15 protein-coding genes are annotated in these 13951 nt (G+C 67.9%); 6 read left to right on the forward strand and 9 right to left on the reverse strand.

What is annotated here, in order from left to right; genetic code table 11:
- Window positions 1-97: 97 nt before the first annotated feature.
- Window positions 98-697 carry a hypothetical protein gene (locus tag IPK65_13080; protein MBK8164017.1) on the reverse strand — a complete coding sequence of 200 codons (600 nt, stop codon included), beginning with the start codon at window positions 695-697 and terminating at the stop codon, window positions 98-100.
- A gap of 336 nt (window positions 698-1033) precedes the next feature.
- Between IPK65_13080 and IPK65_13085 the strand changes: the two genes are divergently transcribed.
- On the forward strand, window positions 1034-1900 hold the full coding sequence (locus IPK65_13085) for a phosphoribulokinase (GenBank protein ID MBK8164018.1): 867 nt from the start codon (window positions 1034-1036) through the stop codon (window positions 1898-1900).
- 40 nt (window positions 1901-1940) lie between these two features.
- Here IPK65_13085 and IPK65_13090 read toward each other — a convergent pair whose 3' ends face one another.
- The 3 genes from IPK65_13090 to IPK65_13100 all read right to left on the reverse strand — a co-directional run bounded on the left by IPK65_13090 (window position 1941) and on the right by IPK65_13100 (window position 4200).
- The gene (locus IPK65_13090; protein MBK8164019.1) at window positions 1941-2300 is read right to left on the reverse strand and encodes an SPOR domain-containing protein; all 360 of its coding nucleotides are present in this window, start codon (window positions 2298-2300) and stop codon (window positions 1941-1943) included.
- A 28-nt stretch (window positions 2301-2328) separates the two neighbouring features.
- Window positions 2329-3549: an AAA family ATPase gene (locus tag IPK65_13095; GenBank protein ID MBK8164020.1), complete on the reverse strand. Its 1221-nt coding sequence runs from the start codon at window positions 3547-3549 to the stop codon at window positions 2329-2331.
- A gap of 105 nt (window positions 3550-3654) precedes the next feature.
- Entirely contained in the window at window positions 3655-4200 is a 546-nt protein-coding gene (locus IPK65_13100) for a pyridoxamine 5'-phosphate oxidase family protein (protein MBK8164021.1), read from the reverse strand.
- 75 nt (window positions 4201-4275) lie between these two features.
- Here IPK65_13100 and IPK65_13105 point away from each other — a divergent pair, with 75 nt between their 5' ends.
- From IPK65_13105 to IPK65_13120, 4 genes are all read left to right on the forward strand, one after another.
- Window positions 4276-4902, forward strand: a complete 627-nt coding sequence (locus IPK65_13105; protein MBK8164022.1) for an NAAT family transporter — start codon at window positions 4276-4278, stop codon at window positions 4900-4902.
- Between the two features lie 46 nt (window positions 4903-4948).
- On the forward strand, window positions 4949-7033 hold the full coding sequence (locus IPK65_13110; protein MBK8164023.1) for a thioredoxin domain-containing protein: 2085 nt from the start codon (window positions 4949-4951) through the stop codon (window positions 7031-7033).
- 227 nt (window positions 7034-7260) lie between these two features.
- Window positions 7261-7950, forward strand: a complete 690-nt coding sequence (locus IPK65_13115) for an SIMPL domain-containing protein (protein ID MBK8164024.1) — start codon at window positions 7261-7263, stop codon at window positions 7948-7950.
- 18 nt (window positions 7951-7968) lie between these two features.
- Window positions 7969-8400: a DUF2721 domain-containing protein gene (locus tag IPK65_13120; protein ID MBK8164025.1), complete on the forward strand. Its 432-nt coding sequence runs from the start codon at window positions 7969-7971 to the stop codon at window positions 8398-8400.
- Window positions 8401-8403: 3 nt separating this feature from the next.
- Here IPK65_13120 and IPK65_13125 read toward each other — a convergent pair whose 3' ends face one another.
- Window positions 8404-9063, reverse strand: a complete 660-nt coding sequence (locus tag IPK65_13125; GenBank protein ID MBK8164026.1) for a hypothetical protein — start codon at window positions 9061-9063, stop codon at window positions 8404-8406.
- Window positions 9064-9251: 188 nt separating this feature from the next.
- On the opposite strand from IPK65_13125, the gene IPK65_13130 reads away from it, so the two are divergent.
- Entirely contained in the window at window positions 9252-10568 is a 1317-nt protein-coding gene (locus tag IPK65_13130) for a hypothetical protein (protein MBK8164027.1), read from the forward strand.
- Here IPK65_13130 and IPK65_13135 read toward each other — a convergent pair.
- The 4 genes from IPK65_13135 to tpx all read right to left on the reverse strand — a co-directional run bounded on the left by IPK65_13135 (window position 10561) and on the right by tpx (window position 13942).
- Window positions 10561-11493, reverse strand: coding sequence for a carbohydrate kinase family protein (locus IPK65_13135; GenBank protein ID MBK8164028.1), 933 nt, complete (start codon window positions 11491-11493; stop codon window positions 10561-10563). The two genes, IPK65_13130 and IPK65_13135, sit on opposite strands and share 8 nt — an antisense overlap.
- Window positions 11494-11575: 82 nt before the next feature.
- Window positions 11576-11938, reverse strand: coding sequence for a diacylglycerol kinase (locus IPK65_13140; GenBank protein ID MBK8164029.1), 363 nt, complete (start codon window positions 11936-11938; stop codon window positions 11576-11578).
- Between the two features lie 4 nt (window positions 11939-11942).
- Entirely contained in the window at window positions 11943-13409 is a 1467-nt protein-coding gene (gene gcvPB, locus IPK65_13145; GenBank protein MBK8164030.1) for an aminomethyl-transferring glycine dehydrogenase subunit GcvPB, read from the reverse strand.
- A gap of 35 nt (window positions 13410-13444) precedes the next feature.
- On the reverse strand, window positions 13445-13942 hold the full coding sequence (tpx, locus tag IPK65_13150; protein MBK8164031.1) for a thiol peroxidase: 498 nt from the start codon (window positions 13940-13942) through the stop codon (window positions 13445-13447).
- Window positions 13943-13951: the final 9 nt, after the last annotated feature.

A 13951-nucleotide genomic window follows, 5' to 3' on the forward strand; every position in this document is an offset into this window, starting at 1 on the left:
GCGGGCGGGTCTCGGCATGCGGGCGGTTGACTAACGTGCTGCCCTGTAAGAAAGGATAGTGAAATCGTGCCGGAATTATTGTGAGGAGGCGCACACTTTATGCGCCGGTGTCGGCAAATGGAAACACCGGCAACGGACGCCGGAGTGCGAGTTCAGAGGACGCTGATGGGGTGGCGCGGGCGGATGCGCCGGCCGGGCGCAGCTTGGCGCTGAGCTGGCGGGCACGATCCAGGTCGATGGCTTCAGGGTGGTAGGTGACGCCGCGGAATTCGCCGTCCACGGCGGTCAAGGTGACAAAATAGGTCTGGCCGGCGATGAAGGTGAACTCCCGGGTGGTGCTCATCTCCTTTATATCGTGTGCCGGACCCCAGGAGGTGTCGGAACGCACCGTGAGCCAGACCGAGCCCGGCTTCATCGTCACCAGGGCGTATTCGCCCTTGGCCAGGTCGAGCAGGGGGCTGCGATCCGCCTCGATCGTCAAGGCGTTGTCGGCCACGCCCAGATAGCGCTCGGTGCGCGGCCGGATGAAATAGACATGGGCGGTTTCCGCATCCGGTCCCGCGCTGACGAGCGGGTGGCCGGACTCGAGGCGGCTCGCGGCGCAGCCCGCAAGGGCCACCAGTGCCAGCCACGCGGCCGCGGTGGCCAGGGCGATTTTCAGGGCGGTTCCGCTCGGGGTTTCGGGTGTGCAGCGCATATGGCGCAGATAATCGCATCCCGTCCGCGGCAAGACAAGCCCGATGGCGCGACCGTGGGCCGATAAGCGGGTGAATGCGCGCGCTTTTCCCGTTAAAACCGGCAAAAATTCCTGCCGGATGCTTGTCAACGCCCCCCCGGTTTGATCCAATAAGCAACCTATCCGTCATATTTGGGAATCCGTCCCGGTCGTTCCATCGGTTGATCGCCTGTCAGGGGAGGCGTGTCATCCGCCGCCGGGCCGTGCCGCCGCGACGCACGGCGCCGCCAGCAGTCGGACTGCCCGGTGGCAACGACTTAATTTTAAAAATATTTTTCAATTTCGAGGAGCTGTGCCATGTCAGTGAAACATCCCGTCATCGCCGTCACCGGCTCGTCCGGCGCGGGCACCACCACGGTGAAGAACGCCTTCGAGCACCTGTTCCGTCGCCAGGGGGTCAAGGCGGTGATCGTCGAGGGAGACGCCTTCCATCGCTATGACCGGCAGGACATGAAGAAGGCTGTCGCGGAGGCGAATGAGCGGGGCGAGACGCTGAGCCACTTCGGACCCGACGCCAATCTGTTCGACAAGATCGAGGAGCTCTTCCGCACCTACAGCGAGACGGGCAAGGGCCGCGTGCGGAAATACCTGCACGACGAGGTCGAGGCCGCCCCCTACAAGCAGTCGCCGGGCACCTTCACGCCGTGGGAGGAGATCGCGGCCAGTTCCGATCTGCTGTTCTATGAGGGACTGCACGGCGGCGTGGTGAACGACAAGGTGGACGTCGCGCGCTGGGTCGACCTGCTGATCGGCGTGGTGCCGATCGTCAACCTCGAGTGGATCCAGAAGATCCATCGCGACACCTCGTCGCGCGGCTACTCGGCGGAGGCGGTGACCGATACCATCCTGCGGCGCATGCCGGACTACGTCAACACCATCACCCCGCAGTTCTCGCGCACGGACATCAACTTCCAGCGCGTGTCGGTGGTCGATACCTCCAACCCGTTCATCGCGCGCGACATCCCGACGCCGGACGAGAGCCTGGTGGTGATCCGCTTCCGCTATCCCGAGAAGCACGACTTCCCGTACTACCTGTCGATGATCAAGGATTCCTGGATGTCGCGCCCCAACACCATCGTGACGCCGGGCGGCAAGATGGGGCTCGCGATGGAGATCATCCTGCAGCCGATCATTCACGAGATGATGGAAAGAAAGCGCGGCTGACCCGCGGGGCCTGTCCGCCGCCCGGCGGACGGGCAGAGCCTCAGGGGGCGATCGCGATCGCCTGCACCGACGCGAAGCTGCGCGCGAAGGGATTGTTGCGGGTTACCTGCGGCGGGAGCGACTCAAGTTCCCGCCGCGCATCGCCCCAGGTCGGGTAGCTGTTGTACAGCACCATGTACCACACCTTGCCGTTGCGCAACACCTCCACCACCACCGCCTTGCCGGGCAGCGCGTGCCTGCCGATGAACTCGTCCACGTCCTCACGCTCGTCCGCACCGGCCAGCTGAATCGTGTAGAACGCCGGGTCTTGTGCCCGCAGCCATGCGTTGCTGTCCTGGGGCGCGGGTTCGACCGCGACCGGCGGAGCTGCCGCAATGGGCGCCGGGACCGGCTCCGGCACCGCATCGGCGCGCGGCGCCTCTGCCGGTTTAACCTCCGGGGCGGGGCGGGGCGTCTCCCGCACCGGTTCCGGCGCCGCAGCGACCGGCTCCGGCGCGGCGACGGGCTGCTGGGCAGGCGGCGGCGCCTTGCGCTCCGGTGGCGCCGGCTTGACGGCGGACCTTTTCAGGCGCCACCGCGCGCATCTCCGCCGTTCGATCCACGGCGCCGGTCGCGGCAGGGGCGGCGGGTGGTGCGCCCGGCAACGGAACCGCGGTGCCTGCGGACTCGATGCCGGCGGTGGACATGAGCTGCGCCACCACCGCGTCGTCCGTCGGGTCGTCGAAGATCGCGTTGAGCAGCAGGCCGATGCCGATCACCGGCACGACGACGGCCGCGACCGGGATGAGCGAATGGCGGAGGCGTGCGATGCGCTGCTGCCGGATCGCGCTGCGGTAACGCCGCGGCTTGTTACCCTCAAGCAGTTCAGCGGCGACCCGTTTGATGTGCTGCGGCAGACCTCCCGAGGCGTGGTGGATGCGCTGCACCTGGGTCTCGTCGAAGCTGATCGCTTCCGCCATGCCGGCGCTCTCGATGCGGGCGCGCAGGTAATCCGCCGTCTCCTGCGCGGAGAAATGCGGGAGCTCCACCCGCGTCAGACCGCCCGTCCGGTACGGCTCGAACGACGGCAGCGTGAGTATGGCGTCCAGCCGCAGCGGGCTCATGGTGATCACGACGCCGAGCCGGCTGCCCGCCTCCGTCACCGCGCGTTTCAGCCTGAACAGCAGCCGGAGCCCGAAAACCGAGAGCTTGTCGGCATTGTCGACGACGATCAGGCAAGCCCTGTCCCGGCGTCCGCGCTCGATCAGCTGCGCGAGCAGGGCCTGCATGTCCGCGGCGGGGTCCGCGCAGAAGGCGCGCCGCAGGCAGTCGTACACGAAGCGCTCCCCCTGCGGAATGCGCACATCCACGTAACACAGTTCGCGGCTCGGGCCCACGCGCTGCTGCAGCATGCGTACGAAAGTGGTCTTGCCGCAGCCGCGCTCGCCCTCGACGACCGCGACGGTGTCGCTGTCGAGCGCGGCACGCGCGACGCGGGCGTGGCAGTCGCGCAGCGCGGCGGTCTCGAAATAGCGGTCGGGCACGGCGGGGGAAAACGGCGACAGGGCGGTGGCGGAGGCATCCCGCGGCGCGGCGGGCTCAGTCGCGGCGTCTGTGCGACCGGCATCTACGAGCGATAGGCGCGAACGGATGATTTCCTTGCCCTGCATCTGGCCAGTCCCGATCCCTGAATCAACGGCGGGCCGGCGGGTGCCGGCGCTTCGAACAGCCCGCAGTGTAAGCGAAAATGCGGCACGACGACATCGCCGGCGGCCTCACTCCTCGAAAATCCCGGTCGGCTTGCCGTCGAGACTGACGCGGTTGCGCTCGTCCCAGTACGCACGCAGCCCCTCGGGACCCTTGCGTTCTGCCCAGCGCTGCAGCGCTGTCCGCTCGCCGGCGAAATCGTACAGCGGCACGCCCATTCCGCAGGAAGTCTGTACGAGCTCGATCTCCATCTCGACGACCTGGCGCGCGCCGGGAAGCTGCGGGAACCGGGCGCTCGCCTCGGTCCAGCGCCCGTCGCGCGGGTGGATGCAGAGCGCGCGGCCGTACACGCGCAGGATCAGCGGATCGCCGTCGAAGGCGCACCACATCATCGTCATGCGGTCACTGTCGAGCAGATGCGCGGCGGTCTCGTTGCCGCTGCCGGTCAGGTTCAGCCACGCCAGCCGCCGCGGTCCCAGCAGGCGCAGGCTGTCCATTCCCTTGGGAGAGAGGTTCACGCGGCCGTCGCGCGCCGCGGTGGCGACGAAGAACATGTGCTGCCGCCCGATGAATTCTTCCAGTTCCGGGGTGATTTCCTGATAACGCTTTCCCATGACGGCCATTCTATCCCCGGCGCGGCGCGCCTGGCCACCTGCCGTGGCGCGACGCGTTGTGCTAGAGTGCGGCGCGTGGATCTGCTGCTCGGCACCTTCGTCGTCCTGCTGGTCGTCATCGACCCCATAGGTCTCGCGCCGCTGTTCGTCGCGCTCGCCCGCAACCAGACCCGCGCCCAGCAGCGCCGCACCGCCGTGCAGAGCATCCTGTTCGCGACCGGCATGCTGCTGGTCTTCTTCTTCATCGGCGACGCCCTGCTGCGCACGCTCGGGATCGGCCTGCCCGCCTTCCGCATCGCCGGCGGGGCCCTGCTGTTCCTGCTCGCGATCGACATGGTCTTCGCCCGCCATTCGGGCCTGCGCTCCACCACCGCGCGCGAACAGGAGGAGGCGGTTACCCGCAGCGACATTACGGTCTTTCCCCTCGCCTTTCCGCTCATCGCAGGCCCGGGGTCGCTCACCACGGTACTGCTCATGGCCTCGTCGTGGGGCAGCAGGGCCGAGTTCTTCGGCATGCTGGCGGTGCTGTTGTCGGTGCTGCTGCTGGCCCTGCTGTCGCTGCTCGCCGCGCCCTACCTCATGCGCCTGCTGGGCGAAACGGGCGCCAACGTGGTCAGCCGCCTGCTCGGGCTGATCCTGGCCGCGCTCGCGGTGCAATACATGCTGGACGGTATCGTCATGAGCCTGACGGGCCAGCCGTAAACGCGGCGCGCGGGACTTTGTCCGGCGATCGTGCTAGCTTGGCGGCATGCACGAGACCGCCGACGGAACCAACCGCCTCGGGGGAGAAACCAGTCCCTACCTGCTGCAGCACGCGCACAATCCGGTGCAGTGGTACCCCTGGGGTGATGAAGCGCTTGCACGCGCCGCGCACGAGGACAAGCCGATCCTGCTGTCCATCGGCTACTCGGCCTGCCACTGGTGCCACGTGATGGCGCACGAATCGTTCGAGGATCCCGCCACCGCCGAGCAGATGAACCGGCTCTTCATCAATGTGAAGGTCGACCGCGAGGAGCGGCCCGACCTCGACAAAATCTATCAGCTCGCACACCAGATGCTGGCGCACCGTTCCGGCGGCTGGCCGCTCACCATGTTCCTGACGCCCGGCAGCCTGATACCGTTCTTCGGCGGGACCTATTTTCCGCGTGTGCCGCGCTACGGCATGCCCGCCTTCGGCGAGGTCCTCGAACGCATCGCCGCGTTCTACCGCGAGCACCGCAAGGACCTCGAGGCGCAGAACGCGGAGCTGATGACGGTGTTTACCTCGCTCGGCACGCGCGCGCCGGCGGATCACGCGGCGACGCTCGAGGCCTCGGTGCTCGACATGGCGCGCAACCAGCTCGGGCACAGCTTCGATCCCGTGCAGGGCGGCTTCGGCCAGGCACCCAAGTTCCCCCATCCGAGCAACATCGAGCGGATGCTGCGCCATTGGGCCGCCTCGAAACGGCGCGGCCAGCCCGATGACCAGGCCCTGCACATGGCCGTGTTCACACTGGAAAAGATGGCGCGTGGCGGCATCTATGATCACCTCGGCGGCGGCTTCTGCCGCTATGCGGTGGACGGGCAGTGGATGATCCCGCATTTCGAGAAGATGCTGTATGACAACGCACAGCTGCTCCCGCTCTATGCACAGGCCTGGCGCGCCATCGGCACGCCCCTGTTCCGGCGCGCCGCGCTCGAGACCGCCGACTGGGTCGTGCGCGAGATGCAGGCGCCCGCGGGCGGATATTATTCAGCGCTCGACGCGGACAGTGAAGGCGAGGAAGGAAAGTACTACGTGTGGTCGCGTGACGAGGCGCGCTCCCTGCTCGACGACGCCGAGTACCGGGTCTTCGCGACCCGTTTCGGTCTCGACCGCGACGCGAATTTCGAGGGGCACTGGCACCTGCGCATCGCATCGACGGTGACCGAAATCGCGCGCGCTCACGGCGAGGCCGAGGAGCTCATCCGGAAGCGGCTCGACGCGGCGCGGACCAAGCTGCTCGCCGCGCGGCAGAAGCGCGTGCCGCCCGGATGCGACGACAAGGTCCTGACGGCGTGGAACGCCCTCATGGTGCGGGGCATGGCGGTCGCCGCGCGCCAGCTGGAGGAACCCGGCCTGCTCGACTCCGCCGAGCGCGCCCTCGCGTTCATCCGCGAACACCTGTGGAACGACGGCCGCCTGCTGGCGACCTGCAGGGATGGCCGGGCGCACCTGCGCGCCTATCTGGATGACTACGCCTTCCTGCTCGACGCCCTGCTCGAACTGCTGCAGGCACGCTGGCGCAGCGCCGATCTCGACTTCTCCGTGCAGCTTGCGGAGGCGCTGCTCGCGCATTTCGAGGACCGCGATGTCGGCGGCTTCTTCTTCACCGCGCACGATCACGAAACGCTGATCCACCGCCCCAAGCCCTTCGGCGACGACGCCCTGCCCGCCGGCAACGCCGTGGCCGCGCGCGCGCTGGGCCGGCTCGGCCATCTGCTCGGCGAGGCGCGCTACCTGGACGCGGCGGAACGGACCTTGCGCGCGGCCTGGCCGCAGCTGGCGGAGCTGCCCTATGCGCACAACGCCATGCTGGACGCGCTGGAGGAATACCTGGAGCCGCCGCTGCTGGTGCTGATCCGCGCCGGCGCTGAGGAAGGAGCGGAGTGGCTGCGCGTCGCGCGCTCCGCCGGCGACCCGGACCTGCTCGCCTTTGCCATCCCGCACGATGCCGGCGTGCTGCCGGGCGTACTCGGCACCCGCCGCGCCGAGGAACGGCGCGCGATCGCCTACGTGTGCCGCGGCGCGAGCTGCTCGGCTCCGGCGGGCAATCCGGCGGAACTGCTCGCCCGTCTCCAGGAACCGCGTTAGGGACATGCGGGGGCTGATCTGTTTTTTTAACGCTCGACCGGCGATCATACGACAGCGGAGGGTCATAAAATAAAGCCGTACCCGAACACCGCCGGGCACGTTCCGCGCGGCGGCAAACTGGTGTATGTTACCGCCACGCGGCCCGTGCGCCGCTTGCCGGCCAGGAATGCGAAAGCGCCGACCGCCCCCGCCTTCCTCCCTATTGATACCGAACGCGAGAACCAACCATGACCAGACTGCTGCTCACATCCCTGTTCTCCCTGCTGGCCTGTCTAGGCGCGGCGCACGCCGACGAGACCGGGACGGCGCTCGACCGCGTCGAATTCCAGACGCAGGCGGTGCGCGAGGTCGACAATGACCTGATGCGCGTGGTGCTGGCGGTGGAGAAGGAGAATGCGGATCCCGCGCGCCTGGCGGACGAGATCAACCGCACGATGGACTGGGCGCTGCAGCAGGCGCGCGCGGAGACCGGGGTACGCAGCCGCAGCGGCGCCTACCACACCTTCCCGATCTACGATCAGCGGCGCATCGCGCGCTGGCGCGCCGTGCAGGAGTTGATCCTGGAAAGCGAGCAGGACACCGTGCTCAACGGGCTTGTCGGCCGGCTGCAGGAACGCCTGCAGGTGCGCTCGATGAGCTTCGGCGTGTCGGAGCGGTTGCGGGCGCGCGTCGAACAGGAGCTGACCGGCGAGGCGCTGGACAACTTCAGACAGCGCGCGCAGGCGATTACCGAACGACTCGGCGCGTCCGGCTACGACATTGTGCGGGTGCAGCTGCAGGACAACGCCGGCGCGCCGCCCATGCCGATGCAAACCATGGCGCGCATGCTGAAGGCGGAGGACACCGCCGTCGCGAGCGAGGCGGGCACCAGCCAGCTCAGCGTCGGCGTCTACGCCGTAATCCAGCTGCGTCGCTGACGCGCGGCGCGGCCGGTCATGGACGCCCCGATCAGCGGCATCGCCCACTCGATCCAGCTCGCCGTCGCGCCGGTGTTTCTGCTCGCCGGGATCGGCGGCCTGCTCGGAGTACTCACCAACCGCATCGGACGCATCATCGACCGCAGCCGCAACCTGCGGGACCAGATCCCCTCGAGCACCGAGGCCCGGGGCGCCGAGCTGCGCGACGAGCTCGGACTGCTGGCACGGCGCGCGCGCCTGGTCAACAGCGCGATCGCCCTGTGCACGGCTAGCGCGCTGCTGGTATGCCTGGTGGTCGCCGTGCTGTTCCTCGGTTCCTTCATCACGCACAGCATGGCGACGCCGATCGCACTGCTGTTCATCGGGGCGATGCTGTGCCTGATCGCGGCGTTGTTGCTGCTGATGCGGGAGATCCTGCTGTCTACGGCCCGGCTGCGTATCGGCGTATGAGGCTCAGGACGCCGGCGCGGAAAGCTTTTCATTTACCCACAGCGCCAGCGCGCGCCAGAAACTCGGCTGCTTGCCGCAGGCCTTGTTGATCTCGATCGACAGGATCGATGCGCCCTGCTGACCCGGAGGTTCGCGCTTCTCCACCCGCGTGATGATGCCGGTACTGGTCTGGTACACCATGTAGACGTACTCCGGATCCATCGTGCTGTAGGTCGAACTGCCGTAGCTCGCGTCGAACAGGAAGTTGAACGGCCCCAGCGCCTCGGTGACCCGCACCAGGTCGACCGCACCCTCATCCTCGAGCGCGTAGGACAGCTTGGTGCTCCGGTTCTGTTCCTCGACCAGCCGGTAACGCCCCTCGATGCGCTCGAGCCGGTAGAGCGGATCGAGCCCGAGCAGTGTGCCGAGCGACTTCCACTTCACGAACTGGCTGTCGATGCGCCACTGGTCGCCGTACAGCTCGAAGCTGCGCACCGTGCAGCGGTCCCCGGTCGCAAGGTGCGCCTGGTACACCTGCGCGCCGAGCGGTTCGAAGGTGAGCTCGGCGATGAGGGATTCGAAGGTCAGGCGGTGGTAGGTGTAGTACCAGGACGAAAACAGCACGGCCAGCACGAACAACAGGACCAGCACTGTGAACCATGCGTATCTGAAGAACCTGCCCACGGCGACACCTCGTTGCGATTAAACCCGTCCTCGCGCCCCATTCTATCCCAGCCGGATACCGCCCGCCTGAGAACCCCTCCATAGTATCGGCCGCCGCGAGGCCCGGCGAGATGCCGGCCCGGGTGCCGGACGACAGCGACGCGGCGCCTCTGCTATGCTGCGGGCTCTGCCGCTTTCGTTTGCCGACCATGCGCCTGCCGACGCTCCTGCTGCTCCTGCTGATCGCCGTGCCTGCCGCGGCCGCGGACCGGGTCTGGGTGCCCGGCTGGCGCGCCACCGCGCCGCTCACCACCGCGCGGGCGGGGGCGGCAGTGCTCGAGGCCAACGGCCATGTCTACGCGCTCGGCGGCGTCGACGGGCGCAACTTCCTCAAGACCGTCGAATACGCGCCCATCCGCGCCGACGGCACGCTGGGCGAGTGGCACCTGACCGCACCGCTCAACGAGGAACGCGGCTTTTTCGACGCCGTCGCGCATGACGGCTATCTCTACGCGGCGGGCGGCGGCAACGGCCCGAACGGCGAGCACCTGCTCGCCTCGGTGGAACGCGCGCCGCTGCGTCCAAACGGGCGCCTCGGACCCTGGCAACGCCTGCCCGTCGCGCTGAACCTCCCGCGCCGCTGCGTGAAGCTCGCAGTCAGCGGGGACGCGCTCTATGCGCTCGGCGGCTTCGGGGGCGTGCTGCTGGACACGGTCGAGCGCGCGGAATTCGGCGCCGGCGGACTTGGCCCGTTCACGTTGCAACCGGAGCGCATGACGATACCGCGCTACGTCAACGCGGCGAAGGCGCACGGCGACACACTCTACGTGCTCGGCGGCCACGATCAAAGTGAGGGACGCGGCCTCTCCGCGGTGGAATACGCGCGGGTCAGCGGCCCCGCGGCAGCGGCCTGGAGCAGCACCGCCGCCATGGGCGCAGGACGTTACGGCCTCGCGGTGCTCAGCCACGGCGACCATCTCTACGCCCTCGGCGGTCTCGACGGCGCGCGCTATGCCGACTCGATCGAACTGAGCCGAATCCTGCCCGACGCCTCGCTCGGACCCTGGCGGCCGACCACGGCGCTCTCCTCACCGCGCGCCAATTTCGGCGCGCTGGAACACGGCGGCCGGGTCTACATCGTCGGCGGCACCAACCGCGGCGGCTACTACCGTACGGTCGAACTGGCGGAGTTCAACGATGCGGGCGACATCGGCTACTGGGCAACGAAGGAGGAGGCGGCGACCGCTGCCGCCCGGCGCGCATCTGCGCCGGAGGATGGCGCGCGCGCGGCGGACCTGCCCAACGAGGGGGAGGTGCGGGAGATCATCAATACAGAGGTGTACAGCTACCTCCGCGTGGCGGACGGCGCGGAGGAACTCTGGCTGGCGACGGAACGCAACGATTACCGCGTGGGCGAACTCATCCGTTACGGCCGCGGCACCCTGATGGGAAATTTCCGCAGCCGCGCGCTCGGGCGCGATTTCGAGTCGATCCTGTTCGTCGAGCGGACCGAGCGCGTCAGATAGCGGAACCGAAGGCGGCGCGATAACGCGCCGCGAACTCCTCCGGCGTGAAGCGATGGTTCTGTGTGCCCGGGTGCTCGATCTTGATGGTGCCCATCAGCGAGGCGATGCGCGCCGCGGTGGGCAGGTCCTTGCCCAGCATCAGGCCGTGCAGCAGGCCGGCGCGGTAGGCGTCGCCGCAGCCGGTCGGATCCATCACCCCGGCCGGCTTCACCGGCGGGATATCGATCTCCCTGTTTTCGGTGTAGATGCGCGAACCCTGGGCGCCGCGCGTGATGAACACCGCCTTCACCTGCGCCGCCATCTCGTGCGGCGACAGGCCGGTGCGCTCCTGTACGATCTGCGCCTCGTAGTCGTTGACCGTCAGGTAGGTGGCCATGCGCAGGAACTCGCGCAGCTCGTCGCCGTTGAACATCGGGAGCCCCTGGCCGGGATCGAAGATGAACGGGATGCCGGCCTCGAAGAACTGCGCGGCGTGCTGCAGCATGCCGTCACGCCCGTCCGGCGAGATGATGCCGAGGGTGATGCCGCGGTCGAGCGGCACGCGATTCTCGTGCGACAGCTCCATCGCGCCGGGGTGGAAGGCGGTGATCTGGTTGTCGTCGAGGTCTGTGGTGATATAGGCCTGCGCGGTGTAGGTATCGTGGAATTCCGTGATCAGCGCGCGACTGACGCCGTTGCGGTCCATCCAGCGCGCGTAGGGCTCGAAGTCCTTGCCGACGGCGCCCATCGGCAGGCCGTCGCCGCCGAGCAGCTGCAGGTTGTAGGCGATGTTGCCGGCGCAGCCGCCGAATTCGCGGCGCATCTGCGGCACCATGAACGACACGTTCAGCATGTGGATCTTGTCCGGCAGGATGTGCCGCTTGAAGCGGTCCGGAAAGATCATGATGGAGTCGTAGGCGAAGGAACCGCAGATCAGGGCCGTCATTATCGTTGTCCTTGCAGTGCAGTGGGTGAATCGGCTTGCGTTCAAATCGGCGCCGGGGAGGCGCGGGGTGCCGCGGCAGGGACTAGTCTAGCAAAACCAGCGCCCACACCACAGCCGCCAGCGCCAGCGCCAGGAACACCGCCGCCGACCCGATGTCCTTCGCGCGGCCGGACAGCGCATGCTCCTCGTCGCTGATGCGGTCTATCGCCGCCTCCACCGCGGAGTTGAGCAGCTCCACCACGAGCACGAAGAGGATGCTGCCGATCAGCAGCGCGCGTTCGACGCCGGTCTCGCCCAGCCACCAGCCCAGAGGCGCGGCGACGATGAACAGCGCGACCTCCTGGCGGAAGGCGGACTCGAACTGCCAGGCCGCCGCGAAGCCCTTGATTGAAAAACCGGTCGCGTGGACCAGGCGCGTCAGACCGGTGTAACCGCGTTTGCCCATGAGTTCAGCGTGCTCCCGCCGCCGGCTTCCACGCGAGGTCGAGCTCGCGCGCGGCGCGCACGTCGTCCAGGCGGCGCACCGGCATCGTATGCGGCGCGCCCGTCACCGTGTCCGGCGCCGCCTCCGCCTCGGCGCGGATGTCCGCCAGGGCGTCGATGAAGGCGTCCAGTGTCGCCTTGTCCTCGGTCTCCGTCGGCTCGATCAGCAGGCACTCGGGCACGAGCAGCGGGAAATAGGTGGTCGGCGCATGGAAGCCGTAATCGAGCAGGCGCTTGGCGAAATCCATCGCATTGACGTGCAGGGTCTTTGCCTCGCGCCGCATCGTGACAATGAACTCGTGCGTCGCACGCCGCTGCGGAAAGGCCAGCTCGAAGCCGCGCTCCTTCAGGCGCGCGGCCATGTAGTTGGCATTGAGCGTGGCGTACTCCGCCACCCGCTGCATGCCTTCGCGCCCGAGCAGGCGCGCATAGATGTAGGCGCGCATCAGGATACCGGCGTTGCCGGCGAAGGCCGACAGCCGCCCGATGGTCTGCGGACACTCTTTTTCGGTGATCCAGTGGTAGGCGCCGTTCGCCTGGCCCACCATCGGCACCGGCAGGAACGGCCGCAGCTTCTCGCCCACGCCGACCGGTCCCGCGCCCGGCCCGCCGCCGCCGTGCGGCGTCGAGAAGGTCTTGTGCAGATTGAGGTGGATGACGTCGAAGCCCATGTCGCCCGGCCGCACCTTGCCGAGGATGGCGTTCAGATTGGCGCCGTCGTAGTAGAGCAGGCCGCCCGCCGCGTGCACGATACCCGCGATCTCCTTGATGCGGCGCTCGAACACTCCCAGCGTCGATGGATTGGTCAGCATCAGGCCTGCCGTGCGCGGGCCCACCGCCGCGCGCAGCGCGTCGAGGTCGACGTCGCCCTCGGCGTTGGTCGGAATCTCGCGCGCCTTGTAACCGCACATCACCGCGGTGGCGGGATTGGTGCCATGCGCCGCGTCCGGCACCAGGATCTCGTCGCGCGCGTGGTCGCCGCGCGCGGTGTGATAGGCGCGGATCATGGCGACGCCGGCGAACTCGCCCTGCGAGCCGGCCATCGGCGTCAGCGAGACCGCCCGCATGCCGGTCACCTCCTTCAGCATCTCCTGCAGCTCGAACATGCAGGCGAGGAAACCCTGGCTGAATTGCTCCGGCGCGAGCGGATGCCTCCGCAGCAGTCCCGGCAGGCTCGCCAGCGTGTTGCAGGCGCGCGGATTGTACTTCATGGTGCAGGAACCGAGCGGGTAGAAATGCGTGTCGATGGAGAAATTCTTCTGCGACAGCCGGGTGTAGTGGCGCACCACCTGCAGCTCGGAGACCTCGGGCAGCAGCGGCGCCTCGCGGCGCAGAAAGGCGGCCGGGATGTCGGCAAGTGCCGTGTTGTCCGCCGCCGGCGCCTGCAGGGCGGCGCGGCGCGCGGGCGCGGAGTGTTCGAATATCAGGCTCATGGTCGTCTTCGTGGTTGGTGGCGTGGTTTCCGCGGTCAGCGCAGGGCTGCGACCGCCTTGTCGTAATCGGGATGCTGTGCGATCTCGGGCACCAGCTCGGTGTAGAGCACGCGATCGTTTTCATCCAGCACCACCACCGCGCGCGCTGTTACGCCCGCCAGCGGTCCATCCGTGATCAGCACGCCGTAATCATCGGCAAATTTGCGCGAGCGCATCAGGGAGAGCGTGGTGATGTTCTTGAGATCCTCCGCCTCGCAGAAGCGCTTGTGCGCGAAAGGGAGATCCGCCGAGATCATCAGCAACACGGCGTTGTTGCCGGTGGCCAGTTCGTTGAAGCGCCGCGTCGAGGCCGCGCACACCGAGGTGTCGATGCTGGGAAAGATATAAAGCAGTTTCCTGCGTCCGGCGTACTCCGCCAGGGTACGGTCGCGCAGCGCGGTGTCGGTCAGCACGAAGTCGGGCGCACGGCTCCCCGTCGCGGGCAGTTCGCCGCTTGTGTTCACCGCAGTCCCCTTCAAAGTCACGGTTGCCATGGTCACCTC

The organism is Gammaproteobacteria bacterium (assembly GCA_016712635.1).
Classification (GTDB): domain Bacteria; phylum Pseudomonadota; class Gammaproteobacteria; order SZUA-140; family SZUA-140; genus JADJWH01.

Excerpts from the sequence above, each read along its gene's own strand:
- IPK65_13080 (MBK8164017.1), bottom strand. The coding sequence starts at position 697 with ATGCGCTGCACACCCGAAACCCCGAGCGGAACCGCCCTGAAAATCGCC.
- IPK65_13085 (MBK8164018.1), top strand. The coding sequence starts at position 1,034 with ATGTCAGTGAAACATCCCGTCATCGCCGTCACCGGCTCGTCCGGCGCG.
- IPK65_13095 (MBK8164020.1), bottom strand. The coding sequence starts at position 3,549 with ATGCAGGGCAAGGAAATCATCCGTTCGCGCCTATCGCTCGTAGATGCC.
- IPK65_13100 (MBK8164021.1), bottom strand. The coding sequence starts at position 4,200 with ATGGGAAAGCGTTATCAGGAAATCACCCCGGAACTGGAAGAATTCATC.
- IPK65_13110 (MBK8164023.1), top strand. The coding sequence starts at position 4,949 with ATGCACGAGACCGCCGACGGAACCAACCGCCTCGGGGGAGAAACCAGT.
- IPK65_13115 (MBK8164024.1), top strand. The coding sequence starts at position 7,261 with ATGACCAGACTGCTGCTCACATCCCTGTTCTCCCTGCTGGCCTGTCTA.
- IPK65_13120 (MBK8164025.1), top strand. The coding sequence starts at position 7,969 with ATGGACGCCCCGATCAGCGGCATCGCCCACTCGATCCAGCTCGCCGTC.
- IPK65_13130 (MBK8164027.1), top strand. The coding sequence starts at position 9,252 with ATGCGCCTGCCGACGCTCCTGCTGCTCCTGCTGATCGCCGTGCCTGCC.
- IPK65_13135 (MBK8164028.1), bottom strand. The coding sequence starts at position 11,493 with ATGACGGCCCTGATCTGCGGTTCCTTCGCCTACGACTCCATCATGATC.
- IPK65_13140 (MBK8164029.1), bottom strand. The coding sequence starts at position 11,938 with ATGGGCAAACGCGGTTACACCGGTCTGACGCGCCTGGTCCACGCGACC.
- gcvPB (MBK8164030.1), bottom strand. The coding sequence starts at position 13,409 with ATGAGCCTGATATTCGAACACTCCGCGCCCGCGCGCCGCGCCGCCCTG.
- tpx (MBK8164031.1), bottom strand. The coding sequence starts at position 13,942 with ATGGCAACCGTGACTTTGAAGGGGACTGCGGTGAACACAAGCGGCGAA.